Raw genomic sequence first — 19,108 nt, forward strand, 5'->3', positions numbered from 1 at the left:
ACTTCGCGCCCTTCGGGATGCTGAAGCAGTACATCCGATCGTCCTTCGACTTAACCCAAGCGGGGGTCGTGTAATAGGCCACGTTCTTCGCGCCCGGCTTGTCGCCGCTCTGCAGGAGCGCAATCACCGCATCGGCGATGGTCTGCCCCTGCACGTCGGCGCGATACGACAGGTTCGCGGAGAACGCGCCCTGCTCCAGTAGATCGCAATCCGCGGGCTGCCCGTCGCTGGCGACAAACACCTTCACCTTATCGCCCATGTTGGCCGCCTTGATCGCCTGTGCAGCGCCCGCAGTTTGCGGTCCCCACACGCTGAGAATCCCGCACAGCTTGGGATGCTGCTGCAACACGGTGGTCGTGATGTCGCCGGCCTTGTTGGCGTCCCAGCTGGTCGGCTGCGACGAAACGACCTTGATCGACGGATCGGTCTTGAACACCCCCATGGCGCCGTTTTTCATGTCGAGCGAATAGGCCGCGGTCGCCTCGCCCTCGAGGATCGCGATTTCACCCGAGCCCTTGCCAGCGCCGCACTGGTTGATCACTTCGCGAGCGATCTTGGTGCCGAGATCCTTGGCATCGACGCCGACATAGGCGTCGCTCAGGGTGTTCGACGCCATGTTGACCTGCACGACATAGATGCCGGCGTCCATCGCACGCTTGAGCTCCTTGGCGAGCAGCGTGACGTTCGGATTTTGGACCACGAGCACGTCGGGCTTTTCGTTGATGTAGTCGCTGACGGTTTGCAGCTGGATGTCGGACTTCATGTTGGCATCGCGCGTAATGAGCTTGATGCCGTAATCGTCGAAACGATCCTTCATCACGCGCGTCCATTCGGATTCCAGAACGCCCATCCAGACGGGCGACCAGGCAACCGTTTTGCCCTTGAGCGCCTTGTCGAACTTCTCACGCAACTGGTCGCGTGGCCCGGCCGCCTGCGATGGTGCCGCCACCAGCGCGGCGATAGCAACCGACGCCGCCAGCCCGATGCCGGCGAACGCCCTTCTGTGCACTGCTCTCGTCATGTTTCTTCCTCCCCTTTTATCGGCCGATTATTGCGGCCCGTTGATGATGCAGAGCTTCAGTCGCCCTGCTTCGACGTCTCCTCGTCGCGCGGATGCAGCCGGGAATCGAGCAGGATCGCGATCAGCAGCACGATTCCCTTGACGATGTTCTGGGTCTGCACGTCCATATCCATGATGGTCATGCCGTTCAGCAGCACACCGATCAGCAGCGTTCCGGCGATGACGCTCATCACGTTGCCACGGCCGCCGACGAGGCTCACTCCGCCGAGCACGACAACCATGATGACGTCGAAAATGATGGTCGATTCCGCGACCTGGAGATGCATCAGCGCCGTCTGTGCGACCATCACGACACCGCCGATGTAGCCGATCGCAGCGCACAGTGCGTATTCGATCATGGTCAGCGGACGGGTCGGCAGACCGGTCTGTCGCGCGGCGTCGGGATTATCGCCGTGGGCATAGACGAATCGTCCGATCACGGTGCGCGACAGGAACAGATGCACGACGACCGCGGTGGCCGCGAAGATCAGGATCGAGATCGGGACGCCGCCCCAGATGTTTCCGCCGAGCCGCAGGAATTCATCATGCCCCTTGGAGAGATAGACGACGTAGTGCTGCACTGCGGTGGTGCGGACGATCCCTAGCACCGCAAGGCTGGACGCCAAGGTCGTGAGCAGCGGTGGCATCTCGACCACCGAGATCAGAAACCCATTCAGGACGCCGATCGCGATCGCCATCACGAAACCGATCAAGAGTGCGACCGGTGTCTCGTAACCAGAATTCATGAGAATGATCGCGATCGCAGTCGAGGCGGCGAAGGAGGCAACTTGCGACAAATCGAGTCCGCGTCCGATCACAACGACTGCCATGCCGAGCGCGAGGATGCCGAGAATCGAGATGTTGCGCGCCAGCGCGAACAAATTGCCGAGAGTGAGGAAGCCGTTCAGGAAGATCGAGAAAACGGCGATGAGGACCGCGCACATCGCAAGCACGGCCGTGGTCTGTGTCAATTTCGGCCCGCGCGCGCCCGAACTGCCGGTCACCGGGTCCTCCCAAGGTTGGTTTTGTTATGCAGGGGAAGCTGACCAGAATGTATCCAAGAGTCAATATTAGTATCCAATCGACCTGTGGCGAAAGCCCTCACAGCGCGACCGCTGTCTGAATAAATATATAAATTACATAGCTTTACTCAACATGTATCACGATCCAAAATGTGACCGCGTCCGTGCGCCAGCCAGCTGAATGGAGTCCACTTGGATAAATTGGATACATTTAACCATTACCTCATCTGAGTCTGCTCCGAGACGAGGCAAAACGGATGCCGATCCCTGGTGGAATTGATTTTCGGTGGAGCAGAAATCCTTTGATGTTGTCATCGTTGACGCTCTTGAAGCTCTTGATCGTCTCTGCCGCGACATGGAAGACCTCGGCAGGCATCCATAAGCGGCTAGCGGACCGTCAGCCACGAAAGAGATCGCGCTGCATCCGGCCATCCTCAAGCGTTATGAGGAGCAACTTAGCCGGCCTGAAGAGGCGCTAGCGAAGGGTGTCAGTGCGGGCGACCGTGAGGCCGCCGAAGCTATTAGAGATCTGGTCGAAACGGCCACCGTCTTTCGGTATCCGGGGCGCCTGGGTGGTGTGACCGTGGAGATAGCAGGCCGGCTAAACGCTTGCTGGGGAAACGGCTTGTCCCAACCACGTCAAAGGGTGTGTGGGAAAGATGGTAGCGGGAGAGCGCTACCGCCTTTCTCCACACCAATCAGAGCTCAGATTCCTGATCCAATCTTTCGCATAGGGCGGCTTGTGAGCCCGCGAGGTGAGGATGTGCCTTGCGTCCCGAACGTATTCAGCAGTCGAAAACATCGACAAAAACAATGAAGCTTGATCCTGACTGACCACCCTTATCGCCGTTTGTTCACGGTGTTTCGGTGGTCAATCGGTGGTTGGCCTCGGATCCTAGACCGGCGAAACCGATGGCGCGCATAACGATCCGTCGCCGCTCCGTCAGGGGTTCACCCACTCTCGATAGTAGTGGGTCACGCTTGGTAGCGAGGGTGCGCTACATTGCTAGACCCACTATTTCCGAAGCCCTATTTTCATACCGAAGGGAAGTCTAACTCTGAGGTGGGCCCTTGGCAGTCCGTCAAAAGCCGCCGTTGGTTGGTACGCAATCCATCGCCAGTTTGAAATGATCCTTGAGTCGGTTCAAATCCTTGACCTGCACCACCCTCAAATTGGGTTAGTATTCAGATTGTTGCCCTCTACTAAACCAGCTAGCTACCGCGGCAAATAGCGGATTATTTCGTTGCGCAGCGTAGTAACTATTGCCGTTGGAACAGTGAAAACCGGCCGCCGCCGTGACGGTTGGCCCGTCCGCAATCCAGATGTTCGGGCTCGATGCTGCCGACGCGGCGTTTCGGGAGAAGGGATTGCTGCCACTTCCGTTGAGGAAATCGCGATGCGCGGCGGGCCTGACCCGCAAGACGGTCTACAACCTGTTCGCCTCGAAAGACGAAATAGCCTCGCAGCTCATAGCCCGCGTGGAAGCAAACGACGCGCCCTATCGCGATCGAATAGAGGCCGGCGGCGATGTGTTCCCCTTGCTCGAAAGCGTCTTTCTCGACAGCGCCCGCTGGTGCTTGGCGAACCCCTCGCTTGCGAAGCTGGCCCTTGCCCCGGGCAAACGGCCATCCCTTGGGCCGCCCCGCGATCGACCATCATTCCAGCGGCTTGTCAGGGATATTCTGATACTCTGCCAACGGCAGGGTGTCATTCGCAGGGATGACGATTCTAATTTCATGGCGCTGGTTCTTCTTGGAATCTACGGGCAGGCGATGCTTTCAGCCCTCGCCGGAGGGCAGTTCACTGAGGACGAAATCAGACACATCATCCGTATTGTCGTTGAGGGCATCGGGGAGCGCTCATCAAGGCGAGGCGTCTTGTCGCGCAACTCCTGAAACCTGCGCCCCGTCCGCAGCGGCCCGGATTCCGGGCCGCGACGTGTCGCAAAAACCAGTCGCGTAAGTCAGACTTTCGCACACGACTTTTGCGACAGAAGTTTCCTTGAAAAATCAGCGCCGTCGATTTTGCCGCGAAACTTAGGAGATTAGAGACTCCGATCCGGCTGAACTCGATACAAGACGGACGTGGTCGCAAAGTCTTTCATAAGTGCTTGATCATCAGCAAATAGCGTCCTTTCACCCCCGCAGTCTGATAGCCGCACCTTTCGTACAAATGGCGTGCAGGATTATGGATGACGAAGCCCAACTCCGCCACGGAACATCCGGCGAGCCGAGCTTCGCCCTCAAAGCTTCTTAATAAGGCCGAACCGACTCCTCTGCGTCTGAACGAAGGATCGACATTCACCGACGCAATCACCGCCTTCTCGCCTTCTCGCTCCCAAAAGAGATAGCCTATCGGGATGTCCCGCAAATGCGCGATGGTCGTGTGGGGAAGGCTGTTCACCCACTGTTTGAGATGGCGCTCAATACTATCCTGCCATCTGGCAAGCTGATCATTCTCGATTTCTTCGATGTACAGCTTTTCCAAGCGATAAATAAAGGGAATATCACTTGGCATACCGCAACGCAGTTCCATATGGACACCCGACTCCATTATGTAATTTTCGATAGTCTAAAGATGATCGAGCTTCAACGTCCTTTCCTTGCGCGCAATGTTCGCCGCAAAATTCTCAAAACCTGCGACGCCAGCAACTCAGCGTCATCGGTCTACCAGTCGCGCCACTTGCGGCCGATTGTCCTCCACGGCTCGATATCGCCGTCGATCACCGCTTTCGCGCAATGCGGCACTGGATTCGGCCTGTTGTAGGCAATTTTCGGCACTATCCGCCCCGGGTGATAGACTCATAGAAACAACCAAAGTAACTGCGGAGCAATTGGTGGATTTGAGGCTGGCTAATGACTGATATTCGACCCATCCAGACACAAATGATCCGGCAACCCGGGTGGCCGGAGATCGCGATCGCAGTCGGTGTTTATGTCCTCGGCATTAGCTTTCTTGGATACTGGCTACTACTCCAACCCGACGACAAAGCCGTTTTTCGTATCAACGTTGCCGGCGCAATGAATTTTGCGCTCGGCTTCGTTGGGTTGCTCGGCGCGTATCTCTATCGTGTTCGCAACTGGCAGGCATTCGGTTTTCGTCCGACGACGCTCAAATGGATAGCGATCAGCATAGCGCTCGGCGTGATGGGCTTTGGCCTGATCTTCATTGTCGAAGCCGTCTATTTCCACTTCATCACCGAAGCGAACACGCAAGCGGATTTTCAAGCTGCGGCAAACGGTGGGCTCGCAGCGATACTGCTTCTATTGTTCACTAGCGCAGTCCTGGGACCGATTGGCGAGGAACTCGTGTTTCGCGGGGTGGTTCAGAGCGCCCTCGAAAAATTCGGATCATGGGTCGCGTTAGTCGGCAGTTCGCTCATGTTCGCCACGATTCACGGGCCAAGCGTTATCTTTGTCGATGCTTTTGTGATGGGGCTCTTCTTTGGTGCGGTATTCCGTCTGTCAGGCTCCATCTGGCCAGCAGTGACCCTCCACATAGTCTACAATGGTCTCAACCTCATTTATTATTCGACGATCTAAAGACGGAGCGCTCATTTTGAGGGGTTATGGAGTAGACATAGTTCTCATCTTCACGGATCGCGGCATTTGCGCCATCGACAGTCGCCGAAAAACCGTCCGAAGCTGTTTTGCGCACATCGGCTGTTCGCGGCGATGCCGAGCGCAGACCTTCGTCAGCGCTTAGGCGACTTGCAGCCACGTCCTACCCGTCGCAATCACTGCGTTGAACGCCGCCAAATGCCGCCTCATGACGCGCTCCAGTGGCAGTCGGTCGCCGCCCGCGCCGAGATCAAAGGCATAGGGGGATCAAACCATCTCATATTCCGGTAGCCGTTACCGTTACTCCTCAACCTCGTGGTGGAAGAATGAAACAACATTCTCAGTAAGCAGGAAACAACGGCGATAGTGAGCGACAAAAAGCGACAAAGTGCAATATTGCTGAAGATTGCTTAAAATAGCCTCCACACCTGTGCATCTACGATCGAACGGAACGGACGCTTGAACCGCGCGCGGCTTCTGCGCTCGCCTTGAGACACTCATTGAATGTTTCGAAATTGGTCCGCATCGGTTCGCCGTACTGAGCTAGGACCACAGCGGCGAGGTTGCCGGAGAAGGCCTCGCGGTGCAAGAGGACTGTTTCGTCTCCTGCGACCGGCAGCAGTTCGAAGAAATGGTCGCTCCGAAGCTGCTTGGGGCTGACCGTCATTCCCACCCAATGCATCAAATGAGGTTCAAGTCGTTCGATCCTGACCGTCTGAGCCATTTCATGGCCCGACATGGTGTCGCGTGTACGCACGACGATATTCGCGCCGGCTTCTGCCACGCCTGTGATTGACGTGATGTAGCGGTTCCAGTCACCGTAGTTCGCGAACGCCGTCAGGATCGGCCAGACAAGCGCCGGCGGCGCCGCGATCCTGATTTCCGTTTCGATCGAAAGCGTGTCGGCGCTGAGCTCGTTCGGCGTCTTCACTTCGCGAGCAGCGTCGTCAGCCGTTTCATGTCGGCGAAGCTGAATATGTAGGCGCGCCTCCCCCGGTCAGATCGGTTCGGCCCGGTGTAATGTGGCGCGGAATATCCGTGGACCGTCGCCGAGCCCGCACGAAGCGGACAGCGCACTGCCCGGTCGATCGGGAGCGCCGCCGCAGGATCGACGATCGCGAGCAGGCGCCCATCGTCGTCGGGCTTGCCGGACGCGACACGGTGCGGCGGCATCGAACGGCCCTGCACGCCAGGGATGAACTCCATGCATCCCATGTCGTCGTCGACATCGTCGAGCGCGAGCCAGAACTGGGCCACCACATCGTTCGGCCAGGATGTGCCTGCCGGTGTCATCGGCATTTTGGCGTAGGCCATATCCATATGCCACGGCGTCTCGTGCGGATGACCCGCAGGCTTGTAGATCAACATCGAAAAGAAGAACTCGGGATCGTCGCACCCGATCAGTTCTGCGGCGATTTCCTTGGCTCGATCGAGTGTCGCGTTGCGGGCAAATAGCGAGTGGTGCGCATGCGGTTGCATGATCTGTCGCGTCAGCCCGCCGAGTTCGCGATCGGTGCCGGGGCACGGGATCGACCCATCGAGCATCCCGTCGTAAACCGCGCGCATTTCGTTGAGCAGCGCTCGATCTGCCAGATCGGCAACAACGGCGAATCCATCTTCACGGAACCTCCCAACCAGATCGTTGCGGCTTTCGGTTTCGATCATGTTTCCTCTCCAAAATGGCGACTGAAGTTATTTCTTGTTTCCGAGGCGATCAGTGCCCGCAAGCCCATGCTCGAGATGAAGATACGGCCGAGGCCTACGTCATTCCCGAGCGGCTCCAGCGACGGGTGCCACCGCCAAACCCGGCCTCCCGTCGAGAGGCGGGATCAACGGCTGCGGCTGCTCGCCGGACTCCGCGCTCACTGCCTCGGCCATGGCCGCGCTTTCCAACAGCGACAGGTTCGCCTCGTGCTGAGCTCGGTCAATCCGGAAGAAACTCAGACAGAAGAGCGACAGGATGCTCAGTACGATGCCGATAGGGACATAGATCAATCCCAGTTGGTGCATCAGCGAGGCATCGACATGGTCCGGCTCGGCGTTGATGGGAAAATGGATCCAACTGAGCATCAAGCCGGAGATGAGCGTCCCAACTCCGGTCACGCATTTGCCCAGCACGGAAATGGCCGAAAAGAACAGGCCTTCTGACCGCTGAGCGGTTCGTACCGCGTTATCTTCAACCACGTCGGCCAGCATCGAGGTCACCACAACCAAGCCGATCAGACCAAGCGTGGCGGCGAGGAAGGTCTCGACGACCAGGAAGGGCATGAGCCACGGCCAGTCGTTGCCGGGCAGCAATCCGAGCAGCCTCAGCCCGATCGGCAGGGTCCCGGTTAACATCGCGAGCGCGAAAGTCCACAACACGACTCGGCGCTTGCCGAATCGCTTCGAGATCATTGGCGCGAGAAGCACCCCTACCACTGCCGAGAGCAACCCGGGCCCGATCAGTATCGACATCTGATCGGTCGATAGACCCCAGAAATACAGATTGAAGTAAACTCCCAATCCGCCCGAGACTCCCGAATTGATGCCGCTAAACATTGCCGCGATCATGATCGCCGCAAAATTCCGGTTGGAACACGCCCCCAGGACCTGCTGCACGAGATCGCGCATTTTGAGCGACGCGTTGATCGGTTGCCTCAGTTTCGGAATTTGATGATGCGTGCCGGCGGTCGACAGCACGACGGTTATCGCGATGATAAGCGCACCGGCGACGCCGTAACGCGCATAACCGGCGACATTTGTGATGCCGCCAACTCGATCCGACAGGAAGCCCTGGAAGGCCAAAACGCTGGCGAGCCCTGCGCCAATCACGCCCCAGAAATAGCGTCCCGCAATCAGACTTGTGCGCGCATCATAATCCGGCACGATTTCAGGGATCAGCGCGGTGCTGGCAATCTCGTACAGGCTGACGAAGAATCGCATCGCCATGATCGACCCGAGCAGGTAGGCGAAGGTGGCGGGTGTCGACATCCCGATCGGGGGATTCCACAACGCCCAGAAGGCTAGGCTCGCGGGCACGATCGACGCATACATGAAGGGATGCCGCCGTCCCAGCCGGGACCTCGTGGAATCCGACCATAGGCCGATCGCCGGATCCCAGAATGCGTCGGCGACGAGCGAGATCATGAGGGCGAGCCCGACCAACGCGGGCGGCATGCCGACGACCTGATTGTAGAACAGCAAGGCCAAAGCCGTAATCGAATGACCGGCAAGGCCGCTCGAAAGGGCGCCGATACCAAACGCGTTGCGGGTCTTGAAATCAAGGCGATTATGCCCCTGGCGCTGTCGGCTCATCTGCTCTCCCTGCGGCCCCAGTTGCCCTGCTCGCTGCTTCGGCGTTGCGACGCGTACGATGCTGCGACCGCGGCACCCAACTGCTTGGTCGCGGCGGCTGGTGCGCGCGCGAGCACTTCCTCGGTTGCCAGATTGATCACATCGATGGTCGAGTCGGTGGCTACCGGCTCCCCGGCGATCGACATGACGAAGCTTGAGCCGAAATCGGTCATTCCGCCCTCCGGACAATCATCGTCGCGCAATGGTTCAGACGCGCATGAAGTCGATGGTCTTGGACTGGATACCGATATGCTTCGTATTGGCATTGGCGTAGTGATAGACCAATGCTGATCGCCGTTCGTCCGACTTGTTGTCGTTCGACATGTGCATCAGGAAGCTGTGAAAGATGAGCACGTCGCCGGCTTCCATGAGCACCGGCTCCGCCGCGGAGAAGTCGTAGTCGACGACCTCGAGATACCCGTAATTCGAACCGGGACGCGCGTCCGGTACCACGGCATGAATCGGCTCGTTGTGCGAGCCCGGCGCCACGAACAGGCAGCCATTCTCGACTGTCGCCCGGCTGGTCGCGAGCCACACGCCGATCTGTGGCATTAGGTCGAACTGATAGTAGAGCGAATCCTGATGCCAGGGCTGCCCCCATACGCCGGGATTCTTGAAGATGTACTGCGAATTGAAGCAGGCCGCGTCGGGCCCGAGGATTGCACGCATGATCGTGCGGATCTCGGGATGGAGCGCGAAATCCCGGAAGATCGGCTTCCGGTGAATGTTGAACAGCTTCGACATCCGTTGGTCGGCCGCTTCGCCCGAATTGACTCGCGCCGCTTCCTCGACCGCGATCGACCCGTCTTCACCGATGTGATGCCCGCCGAGCCCTGATTGCCCCTCTTCGGCGCGCGTGAAGGTCGCGATCGCCTTGCGCGTCATTTCCGTGCAGGTCTCGGGATCGACCACGCCGCGCACGATGAAATAGCCCTTCTCGGTCCAGCTTTGCGCCTGTTCGGGCTTGAGCAGGCTCAGATCATGGGCGTTGTCTGCAGGGTCGCATGTGCGCCCGGCCTGACTGGCGTTGAGCATTTGCGCCGCGGCCTCGTTGCTGTTCACAGCAGCTGCCTGATCGTTCATCGCATCCTCCATAACGGCCCGTGTGTCGGGCGCCGACCACGATCGCAGTATCAACAATGATTATTATAGTCAACTATATTTACCGAGACACGCAATCGCTGCCGCGGGAGCGCGATTGCGATGAGGGGCTGAAATCGCGAGAGCCGCAGCCGGCGCGGACAGGACGAAGTGACGCCAAGCAGCCGGACGGTCCACGCCATTCGCTCGGCGAGATCGAGCGCGATTTCGCGTCCAGAACACTACGCCGCGGCAATCAGGATATCTGTCCGGCCAAATCGTCGCGCCGCACATCAGGCCCATAATCATGCGCGAAATAGTCGGCAAGCAAACGCACCTCGCGCTCTTCGTAGCTCGACCGGCCGAGCGCCAATTCGGGGCGGCGCTCGCCTGACGCGTCAGCGGCTCCTCACGACGAGATCATCGAGCTGCAGGTCGTGGCCGGGATCGCCGATCGTGATCCGCCGGCTCTCGCCCGCCATCATGTCGAAGTAATTGTCGCTGAACCAGGCGGTCGGCGACGCCACCAACATGTGCACGAAGAATAGATAGGCGGAAGCCGACAGATCGACCGAAAGCTCGCCCATCCCGGTCTTCTCAATCCTGACCTTGGGCGCGGTGCTCACCGGCCGCGGCAGATCCCTGATCGCCGCGAAGAAATGCCGGTTCGCTGGAAAGACGTCATTCGCCGTCCGCACGGTTAACGCTCGCCGAGGTGCGGCGCCCAGCTTGCCGGGATCGGCCCGCCAGATCGCGGCACTGAAATTGTCTGCAACGTCGTAGGCGATCGTTTCGCGCCACATCGAGCCGTCGAGCAGGTCGACGAGCTCGATCGTCAGGTTGCCAGCTACGGCCTGCGCACGATCGTTGGTGATCCACAATTCGACCGCACCGTCACCGAGCAGCTTGAACGACGCCAGGACCGGCGCATATGCGCGCCTGACATAGTGATAGCCCGCCTTCTGGAACCCATGGAAATCGATCACGCTCCAGCTCACCCCGGGCCAGCAATCGTTGAGCTGCCAGATCAGAGTGCCCGAGCAATGCGGCTTGCGACGCCGGAAATGCTCGATCCCGAACTTGAGGCCCTCGGCTTGGGTGATCTGGGTGAAGTCGACATATTGCTCGATCGTTGTGGGAAGGCCGGTAACCGGCTCCATGATCCCATCGACCTTGTTCCTCGGATTGTCCTTGATCCGGTTCTCCATCGCCGGGCTCTTGAGCGTGAGCTGGTCGGCGGGGACCGAACGGCGCAGCGTCTCCATCACCGGTGACGCCTGGATGCCGAATTCGCTGATGAAACGCCCCATGTCCTCGGCATAGCGATGGTAATCGACCCCTGCCGGACTGCGATCGACACTGCCGATCGAACGGTCGTCCGGCACCGGCGGCAGGCCATGCCACACTGTCCAATTGTGAAGATCGCCGCCCCGCATGCTATTGGCATGCGGACCGCCGAACGGGCTGCCGGGCCAATAGGGGGTCATTGGGTCGAGCGCGACAACCTGTTCGGGGATCACATCGTCGTAGAAATGGGCGCCTTCGAGCGGGAGCCTGCGGCCGACCGCTTCGTTGACGAAATCCTGGATGAACTGATTCTCGTTGTTGCCACACCACAAGGCGAGTGAGGGATGGTGACGCAAGCGCCGCACCTGATAGGCCGCCTCCGCGCGGACCGACGCGATCATCGCCGGATCCTTGTCCGGATAGGGCGCGCAGGCGAACATGAAATCCTGCCAGACCAGGACGCCACATTCGTCGCACAAATCGTAGAACGCATCATGCTCGTAGATGCCGCCGCCCCAGACGCGCAGCATGTTCATGCCGCCGTCGCGCGCAGCTTCGATCAACGGCCGATACTGCGCCTCGGTGAGCAGCCCGACCAGCGAATGGGCGGGAATCCAACAGGCGCCCTTGGCGAAGATCGGCCGCCCGTTGAGGACGAAACGGAAGAAATCGGTACCCGGCTCGTCGGGATCGGGCGAGGTATCGAGCGCGATGGTGCGGATGCCGACGCGCACATCGCGCCGATCGATTTCCTGGCTGCCGGATCGCAGGATCGCCGTGGCGCGGTAGAGCGGCTGATCGCCCAGGTCCTTGGTCCACCACAATCTCGCATTCGCGATCGAAGCGGCCAGCGTTGCCCCGCGATGCCTGTCCTCACCGTTGAGCTCGACCTCCTGCGCGATCAGCGGTGCGCCGTCAGGGTCGACGATCTCGATCCGCGCCGTGAGCGCCGCCGGGGGCGCAAACGCATCGACCTCGAGCTCAATCGTCACCGCGGCGCTTCTGTCGGCAGCGATCGACAGCGTCCGGAATTGCAGCGTGTCGATCGCTGCGGAGCGTTGCCGCTTGAGCTCGACGGGCCGCCACACCCCTATCGTGGGCTGGACCGGACCCCAATCCCATCCCCAGCCGAATTGCGCCTTGCGCACCAGGTTCCGCTTGGTTTGCGCGGTCTGGCCGCCGACCCCCGGCCAGGTCGGCGCTTCGCAACCGTCGAGCCGTGACGCCACGGGATCGAACCGGATCGCGAGCAGATTGTTGCCCGGCCGCACCGACCGGGTAACATCGATTTCGACGCCCAGGAACATGTTGTCCGACGTCGTCACTTCGACGCCGTTGAGCCAGACCGTGGCAAAGGTGTCGAGACCGTGCAGCACCAGGATCAGCCGTTCGCCCGGCGCCGCTTCCGGCGCGTCGAAGACGTGGCGCCACCACCATTCCTTGTCCGATATCCACCGGCAGCCCTCCTCGCCTCCCTCACCGTGCGGATCGCAGAGCAGGCCGGCCTCGAACAGCGACTGGTGAATGTCCCCCGGCAGCGTGACTGGAAGCCAGTCGCCGTTCGGCCGGCCTTCCGCGCCTGCGCCGGCCTGTTCGCCGGTCCCCGGCTCGAAATGCGCAACCATCCAATTGGAAAAGCTCACCTGGCATCCTCCTGACCATGAGCAATCGTCGCCGTCGTCGCCCGTACGGCAGCCTGCTCGTCACAGTCGCCCGACACAACGCAAATTTCAATATAGATAGATTATTATATTCTTGTAGTTTCATTTGCACCATCCTAGGCTGCCGCCAACGGCAACCCGGCAAGGGCAGTTGCGCGACACGAGGAGAGCGATATGGAGCAGGTCACCGGCGGCGCGTTGCTGGCCCGAACATTGGGTGCGGCTGGCGTGCAGGACGTTTTCACCCTCCATGGCGGCCATCTCGATGCCTTCCTGGTCGCCTGTCGCAACCACGGCATCCGTCTGACCGATACGCGCCATGAAGCGTCGGCCGGTCACGCCGCTGAAGCTTATGCTCGAGCGACCGGCAAGATCGGCGTCGCCGTGGTGACGGCGGGCCCCGGTTTCACCAATGCGTACACCGCGATCGCCAACGCCTACCTCGATCGCATGCCGGTGTTGTTCGTGGTGGGGGCGCCATCGACGCGGGAGGCTGATCTCAACACGCTGCAAGGCGGTATCGACCAGGTCGCGGCGGCTAGCCATGTGACAAAATGGTCCTACCGCGTGACCAACGGCGCGCGCCTCCCCGAGGTGGTCGAGCAGGCGATCCGTCGGGCGACAGGCGGCACCCCGGGCCCCGTGCTCCTCGAAATCCCGATCGATGTCATGTTCACGCCTATCCCGCTGCCCGCGCGTTCGGACGGGCTGGTCAACTTCACGAGCGAGGCGCCCGCGCCCGCGCCGGACCAGGTAACAGCCCTGCTCGACCTTCTCACCGCTGCAAAGCGCCCGGTCATCGTCGCTGGCGGTGGCGCGACCTTGTCACGCAGCGGTAGCGCCTTGCGCACCTTTGCCGAGCTCTCCGGCGTGCCGGTCGTCACGCAAAACAAGGCCGACGGCATTCTGCCCCAGGATCATCCGCTTTATGGCGGTACCGCGGTCAGCATGCCGATCGCCGCCGCGATCGGTCGGTCGGCGGATCTCGTCGTGCTGCTAGGAACTCGGATCGGACTGTTTACCGGCGGTCGCCATGGGCTGATCCCCCACGATGCCAAGGTCGCACAGATCGAAATCGACGCTGCCGAGCCCGGCCGCGCCGGGCCGATCGACCTCGCTGTGATCGGCGATTGTCGACAAGCGCTTCTGGCCCTCGCGGCGGCAGGCGAAGCCCGTTCCTGGCCGGATTATGGCGACTGGGCAGCATCGCTACGCGCAGCACGCACAATTCCCGGCCGACAGTGGGAGGCGGCTCCGGCCGAGAGTGAGATCGGACTTCTGCATCCGTATCACGCCGCCAAGGCACTGGCGGCCGCGTTGCCCAGCAATGCCGTCGTGGTCTGCGACGGCGGGGAGTCCTCGGTCTGGTTGCGCGATCACATCCGCCCTGAAGGCACTGGCGCCTCCCTGATCACCGGCTATCTCGGTACGTTGGGTGTCGGCCAGGGCTTTGCTATCGGCGCGGCCCGCGCGTTCCCCGACCGGCCAGTCGTCCTCTTCGCCGGCGACGGCGCGGTCGGATTCCATATCGGGGAATTCGACACGATGGTCCGTCACGGACTCAACGTTCATACGGTAGTGCTCAACAACGCCTGCTGGGGCATGTCGCAGAACGGTCAGGATCTGATCTATGGCCGCGACAAGCGCGCCGCGGTCGAACTCGCCGACAGCGCATATGAGAAGGTCGCCGTGGCGTTCGGCGGACACGGCGATCGCATCGACAGGCTCGACCAGATCGCACCGGCCTTGGCGGCAGCGCTGGCCAGCGGCAAACCGAGCTGTATCAACGTGCGCATCGATGGTTCAGTCATCAATCCGGTGACCGTGAACATGGTCGGGATCAAGCCGCGCGTGCAACCCTCAAAGGAAGCGGCCAAGGCCCCTGCCAAGGACACCGTCGTGATGCCCTATTACGAGAACGTCGACTGATCGGTGGGCTGTTCGCAGGCCCGTCGCGGGTGATCGTCAAGTATCGATCTGACGCCGGTGTTTGGAATCGAACTCTATTGTCAGGCCGCCGTCGACGTTGATCGCCTGCCCGGTCACAAAGCCGCTTTCCTCGGATGCAAGCCAGAGGATGGTGTTGGCAACGTCTTCGGGTTGGCAGGCACGCGGCAACGGCTGCGCGCGCCCCAGGCCCTGGCCGACCAGTGCGGGGTCAATTCCTCGGGCCAGCAATGGGCTGTCATAGATGATCGGTGTCGAAACGCCACCTGGGCAAACCGCGTTGACCCGGATGAAGTCGCTCGCTCCTTCGATCGCCGCGACGCGCGTCAACTGCAGGACAGCGGCCTTTGAAGCGCCGTACGCACCCTGACCGGGCATGCCCAGAAGCGCCGAGACCGACGACGTCGTCACGATCGATCCGCCCCCTCTCGCACGCAGGAGTGGAAAAGCGAGCTTGATGCCGAGCCACGGGCCCAGCAAATTGACCGCGAGCGTTCGGTCGAACAGGCTGCGCGGACATGTTTCGATCGGCCCCTCGCCCCCACCGACGCCGGCGTTGTTGACCAGGATGTCGAGACCTCCGAATTGCTTGACGGCCGTCTCGAACACCTTGGCCAGCGACGCTTGGTCGGTGACATCGGCGGCAACGAAGACGGCGCGCGCGCCGAGTTCGCCCGCGATCGCATCGCCGTCATTCGGTCCGCCTGCCGCCCGCCTGCTGTGATGGAGTTTGCCCGCGTCGCCGAGCGATGCCGCGAGCTCTCGCCCGGCCTCCGGTAACAGATCGCAAAATACCACGCTGGCGCCTTCCGCGACGAACCGCTGGACGGTCGCGAGGCCGATGCCCGAGGCACCGCCGGTAACAATCGCCGTCTTCCCGGCTAGGCGTCCAACTGTCATGCGAAACTCCTGTGCCGCGTTAACGTCGTGGTCCTCAATCAAATTGCTATTCGAATTGATAAATATATTCAAGTTGAACTGACGGGAGAGTACGACGCCGGCTGCGGCCGCGCATGACGGCTGCGTGACCGGGGGCAGCCACCAATGCCGGCGGCGTCAATGCCGGCGGCGTCAAACCTGGTCGCATTCAGATCAATACTTGATGATTAATATATTGACATAGAATAATATCCCCACATATGCTCTAGCCGACCCTCGCAGAAGGGTAGCCGCGCGCAGCTGCGCGCCGGCAGGGAGGGTGGATGATGGGGGCGCCTTTGTTGGCGTCGGCAGCCGGCATGGTCATGGCGGCGCCGACACGTGCACGAGACACGTCGACCACCGATGCCGAACAACGGGATGACGATATCGTCGTTACCGCGTCCGGGCGATCGGAGAACCTGAGCGACGGGCTGCAAGCCGCGTCCGCATTCACCGCCGAGAGGCGGCGGGTTGTTGGCGTCAACAATCCGTCGGCCCCCCCCGGTTCACGCGCGGCCTGTCGCGCGGCCCCATCAGCGATCGCGTCGTCTTGCGAGACATGCCTCTCGGCATGTTCGGTGCGCCGTCGCACGACCGTTCGGCCCTTATCGAGGACCGCGAGATCGCTTCGCCAGATGGTCCGATGGGGCGTCGCCGCCGCCTGTCTGATCGCAGCAAGCGACATTTCAAACTCGACCATCAGGCCGAGCCGGCGATCGCCGCGCCGACGGACATCAATGTCCCGCGCGTTCAGTTTCTGGCGGGCGATGCAGTTCGCCTTGAAGGCATTGAAGGGCGGTTTGGATCGACGTCGAACGGCGGTTGGTCGGGATCACGATGCGCGCGGCCGGGCGAATGCAGGTCCTTGTCGAAGCGGCCGAGCCGGCCGCTCACAACGGATATCCGACGGGCACGCGAGTTAGTTCCGAGCGGCTCACGATCCGGCGTTCAGGTGGAGACACAAACAAGATTGAGGGGGTAAGCATGACTTGGGCACGTGTGTTATTGGGCGTTGCGGCTGGGTTTGTCATTTGCGGTGGAGCGCAGGCGGCGGATCAGGCGCCCGATGTTCGGGTATCAACCAAGGCGCCCAAGCTCGAAGCCAAGCCAAAAGCGGAGCTGCCATTTTTCTTCATCAACGATAACCGCATCACCTATTCCTGGTTCCGCGGCGCGGCTCCGGGATACACCGACAAGACCAACTATAATCTCGCGACATACACTCATTTTGATGCGTGGGCCTACGGCACCAATCTCGTCGCGCTCTCATATATAACCACGGATCATTCGGCTCCCACCGCACCATGTGTCGGGACCATTTCGGCTCCGCTCGGTCAGTGCGCGGGTGCGAACTATGCAAGCGCGTCGGTGCACAGCACGCTTGGCTGGAACGAATTGTTTGACACGAAGGCGTTCTCGGTTGGGCCGCTCGCGGGCATTTCGTTTGTGGCAGGGGCCAGTGCCTTCACGGGCAATCTGCTGACCGCGCCCGGCGGCAACGATGTAACCGCCGGACTGCAGTTTACATTCGGATTGCCCTACAAGGGTTACTTCAATGTGAGCCCGGTCTTCTGGAAGACCTGGGGCTATGGCGCGAATGTTCTCCCGTTCAGCATCAGCGGGTTTATCGGGACGGCGCCACCTTTTACAGGATTTCCCGACGGAATTGTGCCGTTCCCAGGCAGCTGGGGGTTCGATTTCAACTACGACATGCCACTCGGCTTCCTGCCGGAAAGCCTGCAATACTTCTCGATCAGCGGCCGCGGTTCGATCCGCGACTTCAGGGGCACCGGTGCCTATGGATCGATCGTGGCGGATCGACGGAGTTCCCGCGTCACCACATATTCGCTTGAACCGATTCGCGTGACACTCGACGCGGGCAAGCTGTTCTGGGGACCGCAATACTCTCATCTCGTCGACGTCTGGGCGGCGTGGAAATATGAGCGCAACGTCAGCGGTTATAATGAGCGTGTCGATCCCACCTGTGTCACCCGAGGGGCCTACAACGGCAGCTGTTCCAACAACACCGTCTACGCCGGCATCAGCATGAAACTCGGTCAGGACATTCCGGGCATGCCCGCGGTGGGGTCGGTCTTTGGTGCGCCATTCTTCCAGCGCATCGACAATCGCCTTGGCTACGGCGTATTGCCGAACGCAACCGCGCCGGGGCAGAGCGCTTCGACCTTGAAGCAGGTTTACAGCTTCAGCCACGAAAATATCTGGAGCTATGGCACCAACACGTTCTATACCGAGTATCTGAGGTCCGACCGCACCGATCCCGGTTCACCGTGTTCCACCTTGTTGAATGAGGCGGCCTTCGGCCAGATCGCGCCATGCGCCGGAGGCGATGAGATCAATGCCTCGCTCCGCAGCACGTTCGGCTTCAACGAAATATTCCATACCGAGGCTTTCAGACATGGAGCCTTGCGCAATGTTTCCTTCGAAGTTGGCGGTGAGTTCCGAACGGCGGACACCTTTCTGGCGCCGGCCAAGAAGGCGGTGGTCGCTGGTTTGCAGTTCGCGTTCGATCTGCCGTACCAGGGCTATCTGAAGATCGCGCCGCTCTACTATCAGGAATGGAACCACTCCATCACCGCTTATTCGAACATCGCCGGGAATACGGCTGCTGGGCCTGGCGTCATCGGCTGGCTGCCCTACACGGGCGTGATGCCGCCGGGCTTCACCGGAACGATCGATGGCAACCTTCATTATCGCCCGACTTGGGCGCTGGAGGTCGGCTACGGCATGGACCTCGGCTTCCTGCCCGAGAGCATGCAGTATTTTTCGATCAGTGGTCGCGCCGGAATCTACGGGCCGAAGGGCAATGGGGCCTATGGAGCATACACGCTGCCGCCCAGCATGAACACGGCGATCGAAATCAACGCCGAGCCGATCCGCCTGACCTTCGATGTCAGCAAGGCGCTATGGGGTCAGAAATACGCCCACCTCGTCGACGCGTTTGTGGCCTATCGCTACTGGAAGAACAAGTACGGGCTGGATGATGGCAACGTTGCCAATCGGAGCTGCTTCTTCGCGAACGGCACAAACAATCGGAGTTGTACCGAACAGACGGTCTATACCGGCGTATCGGTGGCGTTCTGAGACGTGTGGCAGGCCGGGCTTCGAACAAGGTGTCGTTGTGGGTCGCGCGGATGCGACGATCTGCACGCCGTGTTGAGCCCGGCCCGTTTTCGCAATCAGGCGGTCCATCGCGGCGTCAAGGCCCTACCGAC

Annotated in this window: 15 protein-coding genes; 5 read left to right on the top strand and 10 right to left on the bottom strand. The window is 60.7% G+C overall.

The window, feature by feature from the left end; genetic code table 11:
* Positions 1-1,021 (bottom strand): sugar ABC transporter substrate-binding protein (locus QMZ05_RS11170; protein ID WP_353700796.1); only part of this gene is annotated, 1,021 nt, incomplete at its 3' end.
* 56 nt (positions 1,022-1,077) lie between these two features.
* Positions 1,078-2,064: an ABC transporter permease gene (locus QMZ05_RS11175; RefSeq protein WP_353700797.1), complete on the bottom strand. Its 987-nt coding sequence runs from the start codon at positions 2,062-2,064 to the stop codon at positions 1,078-1,080.
* A 1,341-nt stretch (positions 2,065-3,405) separates the two neighbouring features.
* On the opposite strand from QMZ05_RS11175, the gene QMZ05_RS11180 reads away from it, so the two are divergent.
* The gene (locus QMZ05_RS11180; RefSeq protein ID WP_353700798.1) at positions 3,406-3,978 is read left to right on the top strand and encodes a TetR/AcrR family transcriptional regulator; all 573 of its coding nucleotides are present in this window, start codon (positions 3,406-3,408) and stop codon (positions 3,976-3,978) included.
* A gap of 205 nt (positions 3,979-4,183) precedes the next feature.
* On the opposite strand, the gene QMZ05_RS11185 is transcribed toward QMZ05_RS11180, so the two are convergent.
* Entirely contained in the window at positions 4,184-4,618 is a 435-nt protein-coding gene (locus QMZ05_RS11185) for a GNAT family N-acetyltransferase (protein ID WP_353700799.1), read from the bottom strand.
* Positions 4,619-4,660: 42 nt separating this feature from the next.
* Here QMZ05_RS11185 and QMZ05_RS11190 point away from each other — a divergent pair, with 42 nt between their 5' ends.
* Both QMZ05_RS11190 and QMZ05_RS11195 read left to right on the top strand, forming a co-directional pair.
* Positions 4,661-4,849: a hypothetical protein gene (locus QMZ05_RS11190; protein WP_353700800.1), complete on the top strand. Its 189-nt coding sequence runs from the start codon at positions 4,661-4,663 to the stop codon at positions 4,847-4,849.
* An 89-nt stretch (positions 4,850-4,938) separates the two neighbouring features.
* A complete protein-coding gene (locus QMZ05_RS11195; protein ID WP_353700801.1) occupies positions 4,939-5,625 on the top strand; it encodes a type II CAAX endopeptidase family protein in 687 nt (228 codons plus the stop codon).
* Positions 5,626-6,079: 454 nt separating this feature from the next.
* On the opposite strand, the gene QMZ05_RS11200 is transcribed toward QMZ05_RS11195, so the two are convergent.
* The 6 genes from QMZ05_RS11200 to QMZ05_RS11225 form a co-directional block, all read right to left on the bottom strand.
* Positions 6,080-6,574 carry an SRPBCC domain-containing protein gene (locus tag QMZ05_RS11200; protein ID WP_353700802.1) on the bottom strand — a complete coding sequence of 165 codons (495 nt, stop codon included), beginning with the start codon at positions 6,572-6,574 and terminating at the stop codon, positions 6,080-6,082.
* Positions 6,571-7,308 (bottom strand): phytanoyl-CoA dioxygenase family protein, encoded by a 738-nt coding sequence (locus tag QMZ05_RS11205; protein WP_353700803.1) that lies wholly within the window; start codon positions 7,306-7,308, stop codon positions 6,571-6,573. Before QMZ05_RS11205 ends, QMZ05_RS11200 begins: the two co-directional genes overlap by 4 nt.
* 99 nt (positions 7,309-7,407) lie before the next feature.
* Entirely contained in the window at positions 7,408-8,940 is a 1,533-nt protein-coding gene (locus tag QMZ05_RS11210; RefSeq protein ID WP_353700804.1) for an MFS transporter, read from the bottom strand.
* Positions 8,937-9,152: a hypothetical protein gene (locus tag QMZ05_RS11215; RefSeq protein WP_353700805.1), complete on the bottom strand. Its 216-nt coding sequence runs from the start codon at positions 9,150-9,152 to the stop codon at positions 8,937-8,939. Before QMZ05_RS11215 ends, QMZ05_RS11210 begins: the two co-directional genes overlap by 4 nt.
* Before the next feature lie 34 nt (positions 9,153-9,186).
* On the bottom strand, positions 9,187-10,062 hold the full coding sequence (locus QMZ05_RS11220) for a phytanoyl-CoA dioxygenase family protein (protein WP_353700806.1): 876 nt from the start codon (positions 10,060-10,062) through the stop codon (positions 9,187-9,189).
* Positions 10,063-10,457: 395 nt separating this feature from the next.
* Positions 10,458-12,989 carry a glycoside hydrolase family 2 protein gene (locus tag QMZ05_RS11225; protein ID WP_353700807.1) on the bottom strand — a complete coding sequence of 844 codons (2,532 nt, stop codon included), beginning with the start codon at positions 12,987-12,989 and terminating at the stop codon, positions 10,458-10,460.
* Positions 12,990-13,181: 192 nt separating this feature from the next.
* Between QMZ05_RS11225 and QMZ05_RS11230 the strand changes: the two genes are divergently transcribed.
* Positions 13,182-14,936, top strand: a complete 1,755-nt coding sequence (locus QMZ05_RS11230) for a thiamine pyrophosphate-binding protein (protein ID WP_353700808.1) — start codon at positions 13,182-13,184, stop codon at positions 14,934-14,936.
* 36 nt (positions 14,937-14,972) lie between these two features.
* Here QMZ05_RS11230 and QMZ05_RS11235 read toward each other — a convergent pair whose 3' ends face one another.
* Entirely contained in the window at positions 14,973-15,854 is an 882-nt protein-coding gene (locus tag QMZ05_RS11235) for an SDR family oxidoreductase (protein WP_353700809.1), read from the bottom strand.
* A 1,005-nt stretch (positions 15,855-16,859) separates the two neighbouring features.
* Between QMZ05_RS11235 and QMZ05_RS11240 the strand changes: the two genes are divergently transcribed.
* A complete protein-coding gene (locus QMZ05_RS11240; protein WP_353700810.1) occupies positions 16,860-18,977 on the top strand; it encodes a hypothetical protein in 2,118 nt (705 codons plus the stop codon).
* Positions 18,978-19,108: the final 131 nt, after the last annotated feature.

Source organism: Bradyrhizobium sp. INPA03-11B (assembly GCF_040446015.1).
GTDB classification, from domain to species: domain Bacteria; phylum Pseudomonadota; class Alphaproteobacteria; order Rhizobiales; family Xanthobacteraceae; genus Bradyrhizobium; species Bradyrhizobium macuxiense_A.